15 protein-coding genes, 2 tRNA genes and 1 pseudogene are annotated in these 13,883 nt (G+C 72.5%); 9 read left to right on the top strand and 9 right to left on the bottom strand.

The window, feature by feature from the left end:
• The 3 genes from GVN67_RS23775 to GVN67_RS23765 form a co-directional block, all read right to left on the bottom strand.
• Positions 1–199: GTP-binding protein (locus tag GVN67_RS23775; RefSeq protein WP_235035448.1), on the bottom strand; the 199-nt coding region annotated here is incomplete at its 3' end.
• Between the two features lie 76 nt (positions 200–275).
• Positions 276–349 (bottom strand) — tRNA-Gly (locus GVN67_RS23770).
• 100 nt (positions 350–449) lie between these two features.
• Positions 450–532 (bottom strand) — tRNA-Tyr (locus GVN67_RS23765).
• A 135-nt stretch (positions 533–667) separates the two neighbouring features.
• On the opposite strand from GVN67_RS23765, the gene rlmB reads away from it, so the two are divergent.
• The 3 genes from rlmB to GVN67_RS23750 all read left to right on the top strand — a co-directional run bounded on the left by rlmB (position 668) and on the right by GVN67_RS23750 (position 2,374).
• On the top strand, positions 668–1,678 hold the full coding sequence (gene rlmB, locus GVN67_RS23760) for a 23S rRNA (guanosine(2251)-2'-O)-methyltransferase RlmB (protein ID WP_159999810.1): 1,011 nt from the start codon (positions 668–670) through the stop codon (positions 1,676–1,678).
• Positions 1,679–1,871: 193 nt separating this feature from the next.
• Positions 1,872–2,108, top strand: a complete 237-nt coding sequence (locus GVN67_RS23755) for a hypothetical protein (RefSeq protein WP_076958663.1) — start codon at positions 1,872–1,874, stop codon at positions 2,106–2,108.
• A gap of 62 nt (positions 2,109–2,170) precedes the next feature.
• On the top strand, positions 2,171–2,374 hold the full coding sequence (locus GVN67_RS23750) for a hypothetical protein (RefSeq protein ID WP_159999809.1): 204 nt from the start codon (positions 2,171–2,173) through the stop codon (positions 2,372–2,374).
• Between the two features lie 33 nt (positions 2,375–2,407).
• Here the strand turns inward: GVN67_RS23750 and GVN67_RS23745 are convergent, their stop codons facing one another.
• The gene (locus GVN67_RS23745; RefSeq protein ID WP_159999808.1) at positions 2,408–3,382 is read right to left on the bottom strand and encodes a tripartite tricarboxylate transporter substrate binding protein; all 975 of its coding nucleotides are present in this window, start codon (positions 3,380–3,382) and stop codon (positions 2,408–2,410) included.
• A gap of 120 nt (positions 3,383–3,502) precedes the next feature.
• On the opposite strand from GVN67_RS23745, the gene GVN67_RS23740 reads away from it, so the two are divergent.
• The 3 genes from GVN67_RS23740 to GVN67_RS23730 all read left to right on the top strand — a co-directional run bounded on the left by GVN67_RS23740 (position 3,503) and on the right by GVN67_RS23730 (position 5,840).
• The gene (locus GVN67_RS23740) at positions 3,503–3,640 is read left to right on the top strand and encodes a hypothetical protein (RefSeq protein WP_159999807.1); all 138 of its coding nucleotides are present in this window, start codon (positions 3,503–3,505) and stop codon (positions 3,638–3,640) included.
• A 163-nt stretch (positions 3,641–3,803) separates the two neighbouring features.
• Complete coding sequence (gene gabT, locus GVN67_RS23735; protein WP_159999806.1) at positions 3,804–5,120, top strand: 4-aminobutyrate--2-oxoglutarate transaminase; 1,317 nt, start codon at positions 3,804–3,806, stop codon at positions 5,118–5,120.
• A 12-nt stretch (positions 5,121–5,132) separates the two neighbouring features.
• Positions 5,133–5,840 (top strand): hypothetical protein, encoded by a 708-nt coding sequence (locus GVN67_RS23730; RefSeq protein WP_159999805.1) that lies wholly within the window; start codon positions 5,133–5,135, stop codon positions 5,838–5,840.
• Between the two features lie 34 nt (positions 5,841–5,874).
• Here GVN67_RS23730 and bluB read toward each other — a convergent pair whose 3' ends face one another.
• Together bluB and GVN67_RS23720 are read right to left on the bottom strand one after the other, a co-directional pair.
• Complete coding sequence (gene bluB / locus GVN67_RS23725) at positions 5,875–6,507, bottom strand: 5,6-dimethylbenzimidazole synthase (protein WP_159999804.1); 633 nt, start codon at positions 6,505–6,507, stop codon at positions 5,875–5,877.
• Positions 6,504–8,666 (bottom strand): glycosyltransferase, encoded by a 2,163-nt coding sequence (locus GVN67_RS23720; RefSeq protein ID WP_159999803.1) that lies wholly within the window; start codon positions 8,664–8,666, stop codon positions 6,504–6,506. The genes bluB and GVN67_RS23720 overlap by 4 nt, the downstream gene beginning before the upstream one ends.
• A 139-nt stretch (positions 8,667–8,805) precedes the next feature.
• On the opposite strand from GVN67_RS23720, the gene GVN67_RS23715 reads away from it, so the two are divergent.
• On the top strand, positions 8,806–10,149 hold the full coding sequence (locus tag GVN67_RS23715) for a glycosyltransferase family 1 protein (protein ID WP_159999802.1): 1,344 nt from the start codon (positions 8,806–8,808) through the stop codon (positions 10,147–10,149).
• 36 nt (positions 10,150–10,185) lie between these two features.
• Here the strand turns inward: GVN67_RS23715 and rsmD are convergent, their stop codons facing one another.
• From rsmD to GVN67_RS23700, 3 genes and pseudogenes are all read right to left on the bottom strand, one after another.
• Complete coding sequence (gene rsmD / locus GVN67_RS23710; RefSeq protein ID WP_159999801.1) at positions 10,186–10,743, bottom strand: 16S rRNA (guanine(966)-N(2))-methyltransferase RsmD; 558 nt, start codon at positions 10,741–10,743, stop codon at positions 10,186–10,188.
• Positions 10,744–10,964: 221 nt separating this feature from the next.
• Positions 10,965–11,753 (bottom strand): annotated as a pseudogene (locus tag GVN67_RS23705) (pseudouridine synthase); the annotation flags it as partial.
• Positions 11,750–12,490: a gamma-glutamyl-gamma-aminobutyrate hydrolase family protein gene (locus GVN67_RS23700; RefSeq protein ID WP_159999799.1), complete on the bottom strand. Its 741-nt coding sequence runs from the start codon at positions 12,488–12,490 to the stop codon at positions 11,750–11,752. The pseudogene GVN67_RS23705 and the gene GVN67_RS23700, both read right to left, overlap by 4 nt.
• A gap of 135 nt (positions 12,491–12,625) precedes the next feature.
• Between GVN67_RS23700 and GVN67_RS23695 the strand changes: the two genes are divergently transcribed.
• Both GVN67_RS23695 and GVN67_RS23690 read left to right on the top strand, forming a co-directional pair.
• The gene (locus GVN67_RS23695) at positions 12,626–13,393 is read left to right on the top strand and encodes an SDR family NAD(P)-dependent oxidoreductase (RefSeq protein WP_159999798.1); all 768 of its coding nucleotides are present in this window, start codon (positions 12,626–12,628) and stop codon (positions 13,391–13,393) included.
• Entirely contained in the window at positions 13,390–13,866 is a 477-nt protein-coding gene (locus GVN67_RS23690) for a nucleoside deaminase (RefSeq protein WP_159999797.1), read from the top strand. The genes GVN67_RS23695 and GVN67_RS23690 overlap by 4 nt, the downstream gene beginning before the upstream one ends.
• Positions 13,867–13,883: the final 17 nt, after the last annotated feature.

Genomic DNA, 13,883 nt, shown 5'->3' with positions numbered 1-13,883 from the left:
GGGCCGTCGAGATCGTGATGCCGCGCGCGCGCTCCTCGGGAGCCTTGTCGATCTGATCATAGGCGGTGAAGGTCGCACCGCCGGCCTTCGCCAGGATCTTGGTGATCGCCGCGGTCAGCGACGTCTTGCCATGATCGACGTGGCCGATCGTACCAATGTTGCAGTGCGGCTTGTTCCGCTCGAATTTAGCTTTCGCCATCTATCGGTCACCCTGTCGGTCAAAGCGCCGATACCGGCGCAGAAACGCCCATGGCCCAACGCCCGCTCCTGGAAGTTGGAGCGGGTGACGGGAATCGAACCCGCACAACCAGCTTGGAAGGCTGGGGCTCTACCATTGAGCTACACCCGCACCGCGCGGTTGCCATGCAATGGCGTCCGCGCCGTGGCGCCTCCTGCCGGGATTAAGGTTCCGGCCAATCCGCGACACCGTCGCGACAAGGGGCCGGATATGGAGGGGGTTGGATTCGAACCAACGTAGGCGTGCGCCAGCGGATTTACAGTCCGCCCCCTTTAGCCACTCGGGCACCCCTCCATGCGATCCCGGCCGGCGGGAGCGCCGCGCTCTATCCGGTTTCAGACGGTGCTGTCAACGGAGGTCCCGGCGAAGAAGGTGAAGAAACTGCATCGCGACGCTTGCTTCGGCGCGGCCGATCCGCAGGATGCGCCCATGTCCCGCCCCCCTCGCCGGCCGGAAGGCCCGCGCCACCCGTCCCGTTCCCCTGCCAGCCCGACCACCCCGGGCTTCGTCACCCCTGGTCCCCAAGGCCGCGGCCCCAGCCGGGGCGCGCCCGCCTTCCGCGGCCCGCGGCCGGCCGACCGTGGCGAGGCCGCGCCGGCCCCGCGTGGCGACGCCGCGCCGGCCTATCGCGCCGAAGCGCCCGCCCCGCGCCGCAACCCGCGCGACCTGCGCGGCACCGAGCCGCGCGAGCCCGCCGCGCCCGAGCGCCGCGAGAAGCCCGAGGGCAACACGCTGTGGCTCTACGGGCTGCATGCCGTGGCGGCGGCGCTGGCCAATCCGCGCCGGCGCTTCAAGCGGCTGCTGCTGACGACCGAGGCCGAGGCCGCGCTGGAAGCCAAGCTGCCCAAGCCCTGGAAGCTGCAGGCCGAGCGGGTGGAGCGCTCGCGCTTCCAGACCTTCCTGACCGAGGATGCGGTGCACCAGGGCGCCGCCCTGCTGGCCGACCCGCTGCCGCCGGTGCATCTGGACGATGCGCTGGCCGCCTCGCGCGGGACGGTGCTGCTGCTCGACCAGGTGACCGACCCGCGCAATGTCGGCGCCATCCTGCGCTCGGCCGCGGCCTTCGGCGCGGCGGCGGTGATCATGCAGGACCGCAACGCGCCGCCGGAGACGGGGGCCATGGCCCGCGCCGCGGTGGGCGCGCTGGACACCGTGCCGGTGGTGCGCGAGGTCAACCTGTCGCGCGCCATCGTCACGCTGCAGAAGGCGGGCTACTGGGTGATGGGGCTGGACGGCGCGGCGACGACGACGCTGGCCGCCGCCAAGCCGAAGGACCGCCCGGTGGCGCTGGTCCTGGGCGCCGAGGATAGCGGGCTGCGCCGGCTGCAGCGCGAGACCTGCGACGAGCTGGTGAAGCTGCCGATCACCGATGCGATCGAGAGCCTGAACGTGTCCGTCGCCGCCTCGGTGGCGCTCTACGAGCTCGCCCGCGACAAGTAAGCCTTGGAACGACCTGTGCCGGGGCATCGCCCCGGCATGACTTGAGGAAGCTCGGCGGGGCAGTGCCCCGCCGAGACAAAAAAATCACGGAAAAGTGGGCGGCGTTAAGGCAGCGTTCATTGCTGCGGCGCATCTTCCGCGGGCCGTCAGACAGACGGAACCCTGCCAGGAAGGCGCAGCCCCGGGACCCGCCATGTCCTCCAGCCGTGCCCTTCCCTGGAATGATTTCTCCGAGCAGCAGCAGCTCGCCTTCTCGCAGGAGGCGCTGCGCCGTGCCGCGCTGACCCTGGCGGGCCACGCGGAACTGCTGGCGCGGGAGATGGAAGGCGGCGCGCTGCTCGACCAGGGCGGACCGGAGGCCTTGCGCCTCTTCGCCCAGGTGATGCGCGCCACCACTGCCGATGCCTTCGGGACGCCCTGCCAGGCGTGACGGCCCCTTGCGGCCCCCTGGCCCCGCGCCCCTGTCGAAACCCTTTGCCGAGGCAACGTCCGATGACCGACACCGCCGCCGACCTGCTAATCCTGCCCGCCACCCGCGAAGGCGAGATCCGCGCCTGGGCCCTGCTGCATGCGCTGACGCTGCAGCTGCGCCCGCTGGAGGATTTCCTGCCCGGCGAGGGCACCGGCGCCGTGGTCGCCATCGCCCGCGACGCCAAGGCGCGGCGGATGCTGGCGGAGCTCGCCCCCGCCGCCTGAACCAGGCTTCGTCGGGACGTTCAGTCGGGGCGTTCAGTCGGGGCGCAAATTGCCCTGGCGGACCACCGCGGCCCAGCGCGCGGCATCGGCGGCGATGCGGCGGGACAGGGCGGCCGGCGGCTCGTCCAGCACCTCGACGCCGAGGCCGGCCAGGCGCTGGGCGATCTCGGGCTTCTGCAGCGCCGCGGTGCCGGCGGCGGCCAGGCGGGCGGCGATGGCGGGCTCCAGCCCGGCCGGCGCCACCAGCCCGTGCCAGCCGGTGGCGGTCAGGCCCTGGAAGCCGCCTTCCTCCAGCGTCGGCACCGCCGGCAGGGCGCCGGCCCGCGCCTCGGAGGACACGGCCAGGCCGCGCAGCCGCCCGGCCTTCACCGCATCGGCGACGGCGCCGATATTGATCCAGACCGCCTGCAGATGGCCGGCCAGCAGGTCGTTGATGGCCAGCGCCCCGCCGCGATAGGGCACATGGGTCCAGCGCAGCCCGGCGGCCTGCTGCATCAGCTCCCCCACCAGGTGCGACAGGCTGCCATTGCCGGGCGTGCCGACCGCCTGGGGGGCGTCCCGCGCCGCGGCGACGAAGCCGGCCAGGTCCTGCGCCGGGGAATCGGCCCGCACCACCAGGATCTGCGGCACGGCGACGCCGGACAGAATTGGCGTGAAGGCCGTCAGCGGATCGTAGTTCAGCTTCGGGAACAGCGCGGCATTGATCGACAGGCTGTCGGACCCGGCCAGCAGCGTGTAGCCGTCGGGCCGCGCGCGCGACGCCGCCTCGTAGCCGATATTGCTGCCGGCGCCCGGCAGGTTCTCCACCTGCAGCGTCTGGCCCAGCGTCTCGCCCATGCCGCGGGCGATCAGCCGCGCCACCACGTCCTGGCTGCCGCCGGGCGCCACCGGAACGATCAGCCGCAGCGGATGGCTGGGGAAATCGCCCGGCTGCGCCAGCGCGCGAGCGGCCGGCAGGGCGGCGGCCAGGGCCAGCAGGCCGCGCCGGGACAGCGAATTATGCGCCATGAAATCGTTGTTCCTGCGGCCGCACGCGCAGATTTTGTCCCCGCGCCGCGTGATTAGAATGGATTATTCTGGTGGAACTTCTTAAAATATCCACCAGAAAAGTGCATTAGGAAAATCCCGATGAGCGATCCTCTGGACAGCGTCGCCGGCGCCAGCTGCGTCATCCCGGCCCTGGCGCCGCAGGAAGTGGACATGCCGGTGCTGTGGTCGCTGCTGGCCTGCCTGCTGGGCGTGGTGGCGCTGCACGTCTTCGGCTGACCCCGCGCGCCGCCTCATCCCCTTGATCGCCCTGCGATATCACCGGGGATATCATCCGGTCATAAGCCGCGCCCGAGGTCGATTTCGCCGCCCGCGGCCCTTGCGCCGCCCCCTTTCGCGGGAGCATCGTGCGGCCCGAAACCGACAGCATGGAGTATGGGCGATGGGCGTGACGGCAGCCGACAGCAACGCGGCGCTGCAGGCGAGGCGCGAAGCGGCCGTGCCGCGCGGCCTCGGCATCCAGCTCCCGGTCTTCGCGGCCAAGGCCGAGAACGCCGAGATCACCGATATCGAGGGCAAGCGCTACATCGACTTCGCCGCCGGCATCGCGGTGCTCAACACCGGGCACCTGCATCCGAAGGTGAAGGCCGCGGTCACCGCGCAGCTCGAGAACTTCAGCCACACCTGCATCCAGGTCATGCCCTATGAGGGCTATATCCGCCTGGCCGAGCGGCTGAACGCCATCGTGCCGACGCGCGGGCCCCGCAAGACGGTGTTCCTGACCACCGGCGCCGAGGCGATCGAGAACGCGGTGAAGATCGCGCGCCACCACACCGGGCGCTCGGGCGTCATCGCCTTCTCCGGCGCCTTCCACGGCCGCACCCTGCTGGGCATGGCGCTGACCGGCAAGGTGATGCCGTACAAGGCCGGCTTCGGCACGCTGCCGGGCGACGTCTACCACCTGCCCTTCCCGGTCGCCTATCACGGCAAGGAAGTCTCCCAGACCCTCGAGGCGCTGGAGACCCTTTTCAAGGCCGATATCGACCCCAAGCGCATCGCCGCCATCATCATCGAGCCGGTGCAGGGCGAGGGCGGCTTCTACGTCGCCCAGGCCGAGCTGCTGGCCGGCATCCGCAAGATCTGCGACGAGTACGGCATCGTCATGATCGCCGACGAGGTGCAGACCGGCTTCGCCCGCACCGGCAAGATGTTCGGCATCGAGCATTCCGGCGTGCAGCCCGACCTGATCACCATGGCGAAGTCGCTGGCCGGCGGCTTCCCGCTCTCGGCCGTAACCGGCAAGGCCGAGATCATGGACAGCCCGCAGGCCGGCGGCCTGGGCGGCACCTATGGCGGCAACCCGCTGGCGCTGGCCGCCGGCAACGCCGTGCTCGACATCATCGAGGAAGAGGGCCTCTGCGCCCGCGCCGAGGAGATCGGCACGCTGCTGACCGACCGGCTGAAGGAGCTGCAGAACTCCAACAGCCTGAAGGGCGTCATCGGCGACATCCGCGGCCTGGGCGCGATGGTGGCGATGGAGCTGGTGGCCGATGGCGACGCCGGCAAGCCGGATCCGGAGCTGACCAAGGCGCTGATCGCCCGCGCCGCGCAGAAGGGGCTGATCCTGCTGTCCTGCGGCGTGCGGGCCAATGTGATCCGCTTCCTCTGCCCGCTGACCACCTCCACCGCCCTGATCAACGAGGGCATGGACATCCTGGGCGACGCCATGCGCGAATGCGTGGCCGAGCGCGCCGCCTGACCTGACTTCCCCATGTTCGGGGTGAGGCTGCTGCTGCGCGCCGCCTGGCGCGGCGCTTTCGTGGCAGCCTCCTTCTACCTGATCGCCAAGGTCATGGCCGGCAGGGGGGGCACCTCCCCCCTGCCGCTGGAGCAGGCCCTGGCCCAGGCGAGCTTCGGCCGCCTGGGCGAGGTCGCCGGCACCGGCGCCATCGCCGCGATCCTCCTCATCTGCCTCCTCCGCCTGATCCCCGCCGGGCCCTGCCGCGCCATCAGCGGCGGGCTGGTGATGGGCGCCGCCGCGGTGGTGGTGTTCCACCAGTCGACGCTGTTCGTGCTGCACCAGACCGCCGGGCTGGTGCCGGTCCGCGGCTTCCTCTTCGCGCCGATGCATGCCCTGGCGGAAACGCCGGTGCTGGCCGGCATGCCCAGCCTCTACGCGCTGATGCTGCTGGGCGCCGGGCTCGGCGGGCTGCTGGCGCTGCTGCTGCGCCTGGTCCTGGTCCTGCCCGACCTGTTCGTCGGCTGGCTGGCCGGCGCCCTGGGCTTCACCTGGCTGCAACGCTGGTTCATCACCGTCCCCGGCTTCGAGGCCGAGTGGTGGCACTGGGTCGTCATCAACGGCGCCTGGGGCTGGGGCGCGGTGTTCCTGATGCGGCCGCTGGCGCTGCGCGGGGGCGAGGATCTGCACCGGGAATTCGACGAGCCGCAGCATATGCTGGAGCGGGCCGAACGGCCGTGACAGGCCAGGGGGAATTCATCCCCCCCGCCCTTCCTTATCGCGCCAGCCGCGCCGAGGCGTGCCGCGTCTCCCAGCCTTCCCGCTCCAGCTCCGGGAGCGCCTCCTCCTGCTGCGGCCAGCCGAGGCAGAAATAGCCGATCAGCCGCCATTCCCCCGGCACGTCGAGCGCGGCCTTCGCCGCCTCCGGGTCGAGAATGGAAACCCAGCCCAGGCCCAGCCCCTCGGCGCGGGCGGCCAGCCACAGGCTGTGCAGCGCCATCACCGCCGAATAATCCAGCGTCAGCGGCATGGTGCGCCGGCCCAGCCCATGGCCCTGCGCCGGGTCGGGCAGGCAGAACAGCGCGAAATGGCAGGGCGCCTGGTCCAGCCCGGCCAGCTTCAGCCGGGCATAGAGCGCGGCCTTGCCCTCCGCCTGGCCGGACAGCGCCACGGCGTTGCTGGCCGCGAAATTGGCGCGGATGGCGGCGCGGCGGGCCGGGTCGTCCACCGTGACGAAGCGCCAGGGCTGGCTCAGCCCGACCGAGGGCGCCAGGTCCGCCACCGCGATCAGCCGGTCCAGCAGCGCGCCCGGCACCGGCTCGGGCCGGAAATGCCGGACATCCCGGCGCCAGCGGAACAGTTCGGCCAGCTCGGCGCGGAAGGCCGCGTCGAAGTCGCGGCCGGTCATGCTTCGGCCAGCTGGTCGCGCGGCATGGCGAAGCTGCGCGCCTCCAGCAGCGCCAGCCGCTCCGGCACGCTGTCGGCCGCGGCCAGGCCGAGCGCGGTGACGCCGATGCCGATCGCCCGGCCCTCGGCATCCACCCCCGCGGCGCGGCACAGGATCTCCACCCGCAGCATCCCGCCCCCCGCGGCGACCTGCAGCCCGACCAGCGGCGCGGCGCCGGCGGCGACCGTCACCAGCCGCGCCTCGCCGGCGGGCAGGTCGTCGCGCAGCACCAGCAGCTCGACCGGCTGGTCGGGCACCGGGCCCTCGAGCAGCGGGAGGCCACGGAGAGAAATCTCCAGCCACAACGGCCCCGGATCGGGGGCGGCGAGCGCCAGGGTGGCGGCGCCCGGGCGGGTCCAGCAGCCCCAGGGCTCCAGCGGGTGCCAGGCCTCGCCCTCGCGCAGCGTCTCGGCCACCGCCATGGCCAGGCGCGGCCGGCTGCCCTCCAGGCGCTTCAGCGGATGCACCCGGCCGGCGGCCACCGGCGGCGCCGGGCGCGGCCCGCCGGCATCGGCCAGCCGGGCGGCATCGCCCAGGAACTGCGCCGCCAGCTGGTCCCAGCCGCGCGGCGGCGGGCGGATGGCGGCCTCGGCCTGCTCGCGGAAGCCGCGGTCGTGGATCAGCCGCTGCAGCTGGGCCAGCAGGTCGGGCTCGCTGTTGGGGGCGAAGAAGACGGCGCCGCCCTCCCCCGCCTCGACCAGCGAGGAATGCCGCGGCACCAGGGCGACCTTGCCGGCGGCCAGGCTTTCGGTGACCGGCAGGCCCCAGCCCTCGTGGTGGCTGTTGTAGAGGGTGAACAGGCTGGCCCGGTACAGCGCCGCCAGCAGCGGGTCGGAGACCTCGGACAGGATGCGCACCCGGGCGCGCAGCTCCGGCGCGCCCTCCAGCAGGGCCATGGCGGGCTCGGCGCGCCAGCCGGGGCGGCCGACGCAGACCAGCATCGGCACCTGCGCCGCCGCCGGCGTCCCCGCCGCGCGGCGCAGCATCGACAGCCAGGCGTTGAACACCATCAGGTGGTTCTTCCGCCCCTCGATGGTCGAGACGAACAGCACGAAGGGCGTGTCGCCGCGCAGCAGCGGATGCGGCGGCGCGGCCCCCGCCACCGCCCGCGGGGCGGCGTCGAGCCGCAGCACCGCGGCCTCCGGCACCGGCAGTTCGGGCAGCAAAGCGCGGTGCAGCCGCTTCATGTCCTCGGCGGTGGAGCGCGACACCGCGATCACCCCGTCGGCATGCAGCGACAGATTGGCGAACCAGCGGGCATAGTCGCGCACCACGCCCTCGGCGCAGTGCTCGGGCAGCAGCAGCGGGATGCAGTCGTGCAGCAGGGGCACGTGGCGCAGCCCGTCGCGTTCCCGCGCCGCGCGCAGGCAGGCCAGGTGGTCGGGCAGGCTCCAGCTGCCGCCCAGCGTCGCCAGCACCGCGCCCGGGGCGAAGCGCAGCGGCGGCGGCGTCTCGACGATCGCCTCCAGCAGCGCGACGGCCGCCAGCCAGTCGGGGTCGGTCGTGTCCGCCCCCGTGGTCATCAGCAGGTCCAACCGAAGAAAAAGCGGCGCCGGCAGCTCGCGCCAGCCGCCGCCCGCGCGCGCCATGGCCGCCAGCCGCGGCGCCGGCTGCCGGGCCAGCGCCGCCCGCGCCAGGTCCAGCTGCACCCGCTGGATGCCCGACGGCGCCCGGTGGCCGCCGCGCACCCAGGCGGCGAGATCGGTCAGGTCCAGCACCACGCCCGCCGCCGCCGGCGCCGCCCGGCCCGGACGCGCCGCCGCCAGGGCCTGCCATTCGCGCCAGGGATTCTCGGCCAGCGGCGCCAGCAGGGCGGCCTCGGCATAGGCGTCGCGGGCGGCGTCGCGCCGGCCCAGGATCTTCTCGGCATGGCCGATCTGCAGCGGGATGTCCGCGTCGCGCGGGCGGAGCGCCGCGGCGCTGCGGTACAGCGCCAGGGCGGCGGGGACGTCGCCGGCCTCCTTCAGGCAGTGGCCGCGCTGCACCTGCATGCCGGCATCGTCCGGGCGCAGCGCCAGGAAGGCGCCATAGGCCTCGGCGGCGGCGCGCCATTCGCGCTTGTCGCGCAAGGCGTCGGCCTCCCGCCGCAAGGCCTCCGCCTCCTGCTGCCGACCGCTCATCGCCGCCCCCGTCCGTGCATGATCCCTATCGGCCCTGCGGACCCGCCCTGGTCAAGTCCCCTTGCGCCGCAGCAAATCGCCGACCGCGGAATGCAAACGCCCCCTTCGCCCCGGCCGCCGCCTCCGCTAGGGTCGGATCATGCGGTCCCGAATCTATATCGACGGCTACAACCTCGCGCTCGACAAGGGCACGGGCGTGGCAACCTACGCGCGCAACCTGAGCTTCCGGCTGGGGGCGCTGGGCGCCGAGGTCGGCGTGCTCTACGGCACCCGGGCCAGCCCCAGCCGCAACGAGCTGATCCGCGAGATCGCCTTCTTCGACAACCGCGTCGGCGACAGCTCGCCGCTGCTGCGCTGGCTGCGCAACACCCGGCGCACCCTGATGGGACCCTTGGGCGAATACGCCACCCGGGTGCCGGTGACCGGCAACGTGGTCTCGACCACCTTCGAAAGCCGGATGCCGCATTTCGACCATCTGTGGAACGTCGAGAACGGCTTCAACCTGGCCCACAACGCCTTCAAGGTCTACGGCCGGCCGATCAGCGTCACCATGCCGCGGCCGCCGCATATCATGCACTGGACCTATCCGCTGCCGATGCGGATCCCGGGCGCCAAGAACATCTACTGCCTGCATGACCTGGTGCCGCTGCGGCTGCCCTACACGACGCTCGACAACAAGCGCCGCTACTTCAAGATGAACCGGCAGATCGTCAAGAAGGCGGACCATATCGTCACCGTCTCCGAGGCGTCGCGCCAGGACATCATCAACCTCCTCGGCGCCGACCCGGAGAAGGTGACCAACACCTACCAGGCGGTCGAGCTGCCGCGGAAGTTCACCGAGAAGCCGGTCGACGAGGCGCAGGACGAGATCCGCGGCAGCTTCGGCCTGGAATGGAAGAAGTACTTCCTGTTCTTCGGCGCCATCGAGCCGAAGAAGAATGTCGGCCGCATGATCGAGGCCTATCTCTCCTCGGGCACCGACCTGCCGCTGGTGCTGGTCGGCAAGAAGGCCTGGCAGAGCGAGGAAGAGCTGAAGCTGATCTTCGACGACCATATCCGCTACCAGGTGCAGGAAGGCTCGATCCTGCGCCAGCGCAGCAAGATCATCCTGCTCGACTACGCGCCGTTCCGCCTGCTGATCTCGCTGATCCGCGGCGCCAAGGCGGCGATGTTCCCCTCGCTCTACGAAGGCTTCGGCCTGCCGGCGCTGGAGGCGATGAAGCTGGGCACGCCGGTGATGACCTCCAACACCTCGTCCCTGCCCGAGGTGGTGGGCGATTCCGCCATCACCATCGACCCCTACGATGTCCGCGCCATGACAGAGGCCATCCGCGCGCTGGACACCGATGCCGAGCTGCGCGGCTGGCTGGAAGCCGCCGGCCCGAAGCGCGCCGCCCTGTTCAGCAACGAGGCCTACGACAAGCGCCTGCGCGAGGTCTACACGCGCCTGGGGGCGACGTTCGGGGAAGACGACGGGAAGTAAGGCTGGGGGAATTCATTCCCCTGGCCTGCCCTGCCTTCAGCCGGCTGCCTTCAGGCAAAGAATCTTCGCCGCCCCGTGCTCCCGGGTGGCGACTTCCTCGAAGCCTGGCAGGCTCAGCGCCTCGTCCCGCCCGGTTTCCGCGATGACCAGCGCGCCCGGCGCGATCCAGCCTGCCGCGCCCAGGGCGGCCAGGGCCTTGGGCACCAGCTCCTTACCATAGGGCGGGTCGAGGAACACCAGGCTGCAGGCCGCCGCCGCCTTGGGCGGGCGGGTGGCGTCGCCGGCCAGGATGCGGGCGCGGCTGTCTTCCTTGCAGATCGTGATGTTGGTGCGCAGCACGCCCAGCGCCACGCGGTCCTTCTCGACGAAATAGGCCGCGGCCGCGCCGCGCGACAGCGCCTCCAGCCCCAGCGCCCCGGTGCCGGCGAAGGCGTCCAGCACGATCGCGCCTTCCACCGCCTCGCGCCCGGCCCAGGGGGCGTGCCACAGCATGTCGAACAGCGCCTGGCGGACGCGGTCGGCGGTCGGGCGGGTGGCCTCGCCGGGCGGCGCTTCCAAGCGGCGGCCGCGATGCCGCCCGGCGATGATCCGCATCAGCGCGGCTTGCGCGGGCCGCCGCGGCCGCGCTTGCCGGGGCCTTGCGGCTGGTCGGCATCCGGCCCCTGGGCGATGGCGCCCCAGGCGCGGCGCAGCGGCTCGGTCGCGTTGCGGGCGCGCGGCGCCTTGGCGGGGCGGGACCGCTGCATCGCCTCGGGCTTCGGCGCCGGGGCGTCCGCGGGCGTGGCGGTGGCGGGGCCGGCGGCCTTGGCGGCGGCCTCGGCGGCCAGCTCCTTGCCGCGGCGGATGCGCGGCGGGGCGTCGAGGCCCAGCTGCTCGCGCATCACCTTGGCGTTCACCTCCTCGACCGCGCCGCGCGGCAGGTCGCCGAGCAGGAAGGGGCCATAGGCGGTGCGGATCAGCCGGGTCACGGTCAGGCCGAGATGCTGCAGGACGCGGCGGACCTCGCGGTTCTTGCCCTCGGTCAGGCTGACGGTCAGCCAGGCATTGGTGCCCTGGCGGGAATCCAGCCCGGCCTGGATCGGGCCATAGGCCACGCCCTCGACCGTGATGCCATGCGCCAGGGCGGCCAGGGCGCGCTCGTCGACCCGGCCATGGACGCGGGCGCGGTAGCGGCGGGTCCAGGAATTGGACGGCAGCTCCAGCTTGCGCGACAGGGCGCCGTCATTGGTCAGCAGCAGCAGGCCTTCGGAATTCAGGTCCAGCCGGCCGACCGAGACCAGCCGCGGCAGGGCGGCCGGCAGCTCCTCGAACACCGTGCGGCGGCCTTCCGGGTCCTTGTGCGTGGTCACCAGCCCGGCCGGCTTGTGGTAGCGGAACAGCCGGGTGTGCTGCGCCTGGCCGACCGGCTTGCCGTCGACGGTGACGCGGTCCTCGGGGCCGATGAAGGTGGCCGGGGTCTCCACCACGCGGCCGTTGAGGGAGACCTTGCCCTCGGCCACCAGCTTCTCCGCGTCGCGGCGGCTGGCGACGCCGGCGCGGGCCAGCCACTTGGCGATGCGCTCGCCGCGGGCGGCCTCTTCGGCGTCCAGGATATCGTCGGTCATGCGGCCCTCCGGGCGCTGGCGGCGTCACGGCAGGCGGCGACGAAGGCGTCCAGGATCGCCTGGTCCTTCGGGTCCACCGCATATTCGGGGTGCCACTGCACCCCCAGCGCGAAGCGGTGCGTCGTCGATTCGATGCCCTCGATCACCCCGTCGGGGGCGACGGCATTGACCACGGCGCGCGGGCCGGCGGTGGCGACCGCCTGGTGATGCGCGGAATTCACCGCCATCCGCAGCGTCCCCGCGGCGCGCGCCAGCAGGCTGCCGGCGGTGATGGCGACCTCATGCCCCGGCTCGGTGCGCGGGTTGGGCTGCTCGTGCGGCAGGCAATCGGCCACGCTGTCCGGGATGTGCTGGATCAGCGTGCCGCCCAGCGCCACCGCCAGCAGCTGCTCGCCGCCGCAGATGCCCAGCACCGGCAGGTCGCGGGCCAGCGCGCCCTGCACCATGGCCAGCTCGAAGGCGGTGCGGCCTTCCTTCAGCGTGACGGTCTCATGCGCCGGGCCGCCGCCATAGAGCGACGGGTCGACGTCGAAGGCGCCGCCGGTGACCAGCAGCCCGTCGACCTCGTCGAGATAGGCCTCGGCCAGCGCCGCCTCATGCGGCAGCGCGATGGGCAGGCCGCCCGCCCGGACGACACTGGAAAAATAGTTCTGGCGGAGGGCGTACCAGGGAAGCTTGGAGTAGCCGCCCGGCTGCTCCGCATCCAGGGTCAGGCCGATCAGGGGAAGCTTGCGCATGCGCCGGTCCCTAGCCCCCTCGCGCCGGGATCACAACGGAAAGCTGCGCCCGGCGCCTGTGAAACCTGCACCCCCGCCTTGTCGGGGCGCAGGCTTTGCGCTGATCTGCCGGCGGGATCGTCAGGAGAGACGTCGATGGAATTCTCGGGCAAGCGCGTCGTGGTCATGGGCGGCAGCCGCGGCATCGGCCGCAGCATCGCGCTGGGCTTCGCGGAGGCCGGCGCCGCCGTCGCCATCTGCGCCCGTGGCGCTGTACCGCTGGAGGCCGCGCGGGCCGAGCTGGCGGCGCATGGCCAGACGGTCTTCGCCGCGCCCTGCGACCTGGCCAAGGCCGACGACATCGCGTCCTTCATCCCGGCCGCCGCTGCGGCGCTGGGCGGCATCGACGTGCTGGTGAACAACGCCTCCGGCTTCGGCCAGACCGATGACGAGGCCGGCTGGGCCGCCTCCTTCGACGTCGACATGATGGCCATCGTCCGCGCCAGCCACGCCGCCCTGCCCTGGCTGGAAAAGGCGGCCGAGCCCGGCAAGCCCGGCTTCGCCTCCATCGTCAATGTCTCGTCGATCTCGGCGATGCGGGCCAGCACCCGCTCGGCCCCCTACGGCGCGATCAAGGCGGCGGTGATCCACTACACCGCCAGCCAGGCCAAGATGTATGCGGCCAAGGGCATCCGGGTGAACGCCCTGGCCCCCGGCTCCATCGAGTTCCCCGGCGGCAGCTGGGAAGACCGCCGCACCAGCAACCCGGCGCTCTACAACTCGGTGCTGGGCCAGATCCCCTTCGGCCGCCTCGGCGAGCCCGAGGAGATGGCCGATGTGGTGATGTTCCTCGCCTCCCGCCGCGCCCGCTGGGTCACCGGCCACACCATCACCGCCGATGGCGGCCAGCTGATCGGGCCGTGAGTCCGATTGAGCTCGCTCTCGCCGAGGCGCGCGCCGCCGCGGCGAGGGGCGAGGTCCCGGTGGGGGCTGTGGTCACCGACCCCGCCGGCAATGTCCTCGGCCGCGCCGGCAACCGGGTGGAGGCCGATCACGACGCCTCGGCCCACGCGGAAATCCTGGCGCTCCGCCAGGCAGCCGCCGCCCGCGGCTCGCCCCGCCTGCCCGACTGCACCCTGACCGTCACCCTCGAGCCCTGCCCGATGTGCGCCCAGGCCGCCAGCTTCTTCCGGGTCAAACGCATCGTCTTCGGCGCCTATGACCCGAAGGGCGGCGGGGTGGAGCACGGGGCGCGCATCTTCAGCGCAGCCTCCTGCCACCACGCGCCGGAAGTCGTCGGCGGCATCCGGGAAACCGAATGCGCCACGCTGCTGACCGACTTCTTCAAAAGCAAAAGATCAGGGGCTCCGCCCCCGAACCCCCGCCGGGGGAACTGAGTTCCCCCCTGTCTCTT

The sequence above is a fragment of the Roseomonas sp. 18066 genome (assembly GCF_902706185.1).
In the GTDB taxonomy this organism is placed as follows: Bacteria; Pseudomonadota; Alphaproteobacteria; order Acetobacterales; family Acetobacteraceae; genus Pseudoroseomonas.
Note: the sequence above shows the minus strand (reverse complement) of the source record. Positions and strands in the feature narration are given on the sequence as shown.

What these genes read in the sequence shown, in the direction of transcription:
- rlmB (WP_159999810.1), top strand. Translation starts at nt 668, where the DNA reads ATGTCCCGCCCCCCTCGCCGGCCGGAAGGCCCGCGCCACCCGTCCCGT.
- GVN67_RS23755 (WP_076958663.1), top strand. Translation starts at nt 1,872, where the DNA reads ATGTCCTCCAGCCGTGCCCTTCCCTGGAATGATTTCTCCGAGCAGCAG.
- GVN67_RS23750 (WP_159999809.1), top strand. Translation starts at nt 2,171, where the DNA reads ATGACCGACACCGCCGCCGACCTGCTAATCCTGCCCGCCACCCGCGAA.
- GVN67_RS23745 (WP_159999808.1), bottom strand. Translation starts at nt 3,382, where the DNA reads ATGGCGCATAATTCGCTGTCCCGGCGCGGCCTGCTGGCCCTGGCCGCC.
- GVN67_RS23740 (WP_159999807.1), top strand. Translation starts at nt 3,503, where the DNA reads ATGAGCGATCCTCTGGACAGCGTCGCCGGCGCCAGCTGCGTCATCCCG.
- gabT (WP_159999806.1), top strand. Translation starts at nt 3,804, where the DNA reads ATGGGCGTGACGGCAGCCGACAGCAACGCGGCGCTGCAGGCGAGGCGC.
- GVN67_RS23730 (WP_159999805.1), top strand. Translation starts at nt 5,133, where the DNA reads ATGTTCGGGGTGAGGCTGCTGCTGCGCGCCGCCTGGCGCGGCGCTTTC.
- bluB (WP_159999804.1), bottom strand. Translation starts at nt 6,507, where the DNA reads ATGACCGGCCGCGACTTCGACGCGGCCTTCCGCGCCGAGCTGGCCGAA.
- GVN67_RS23720 (WP_159999803.1), bottom strand. Translation starts at nt 8,666, where the DNA reads ATGAGCGGTCGGCAGCAGGAGGCGGAGGCCTTGCGGCGGGAGGCCGAC.
- GVN67_RS23715 (WP_159999802.1), top strand. Translation starts at nt 8,806, where the DNA reads ATGCGGTCCCGAATCTATATCGACGGCTACAACCTCGCGCTCGACAAG.
- rsmD (WP_159999801.1), bottom strand. Translation starts at nt 10,743, where the DNA reads ATGCGGATCATCGCCGGGCGGCATCGCGGCCGCCGCTTGGAAGCGCCG.
- GVN67_RS23700 (WP_159999799.1), bottom strand. Translation starts at nt 12,490, where the DNA reads ATGCGCAAGCTTCCCCTGATCGGCCTGACCCTGGATGCGGAGCAGCCG.
- GVN67_RS23695 (WP_159999798.1), top strand. Translation starts at nt 12,626, where the DNA reads ATGGAATTCTCGGGCAAGCGCGTCGTGGTCATGGGCGGCAGCCGCGGC.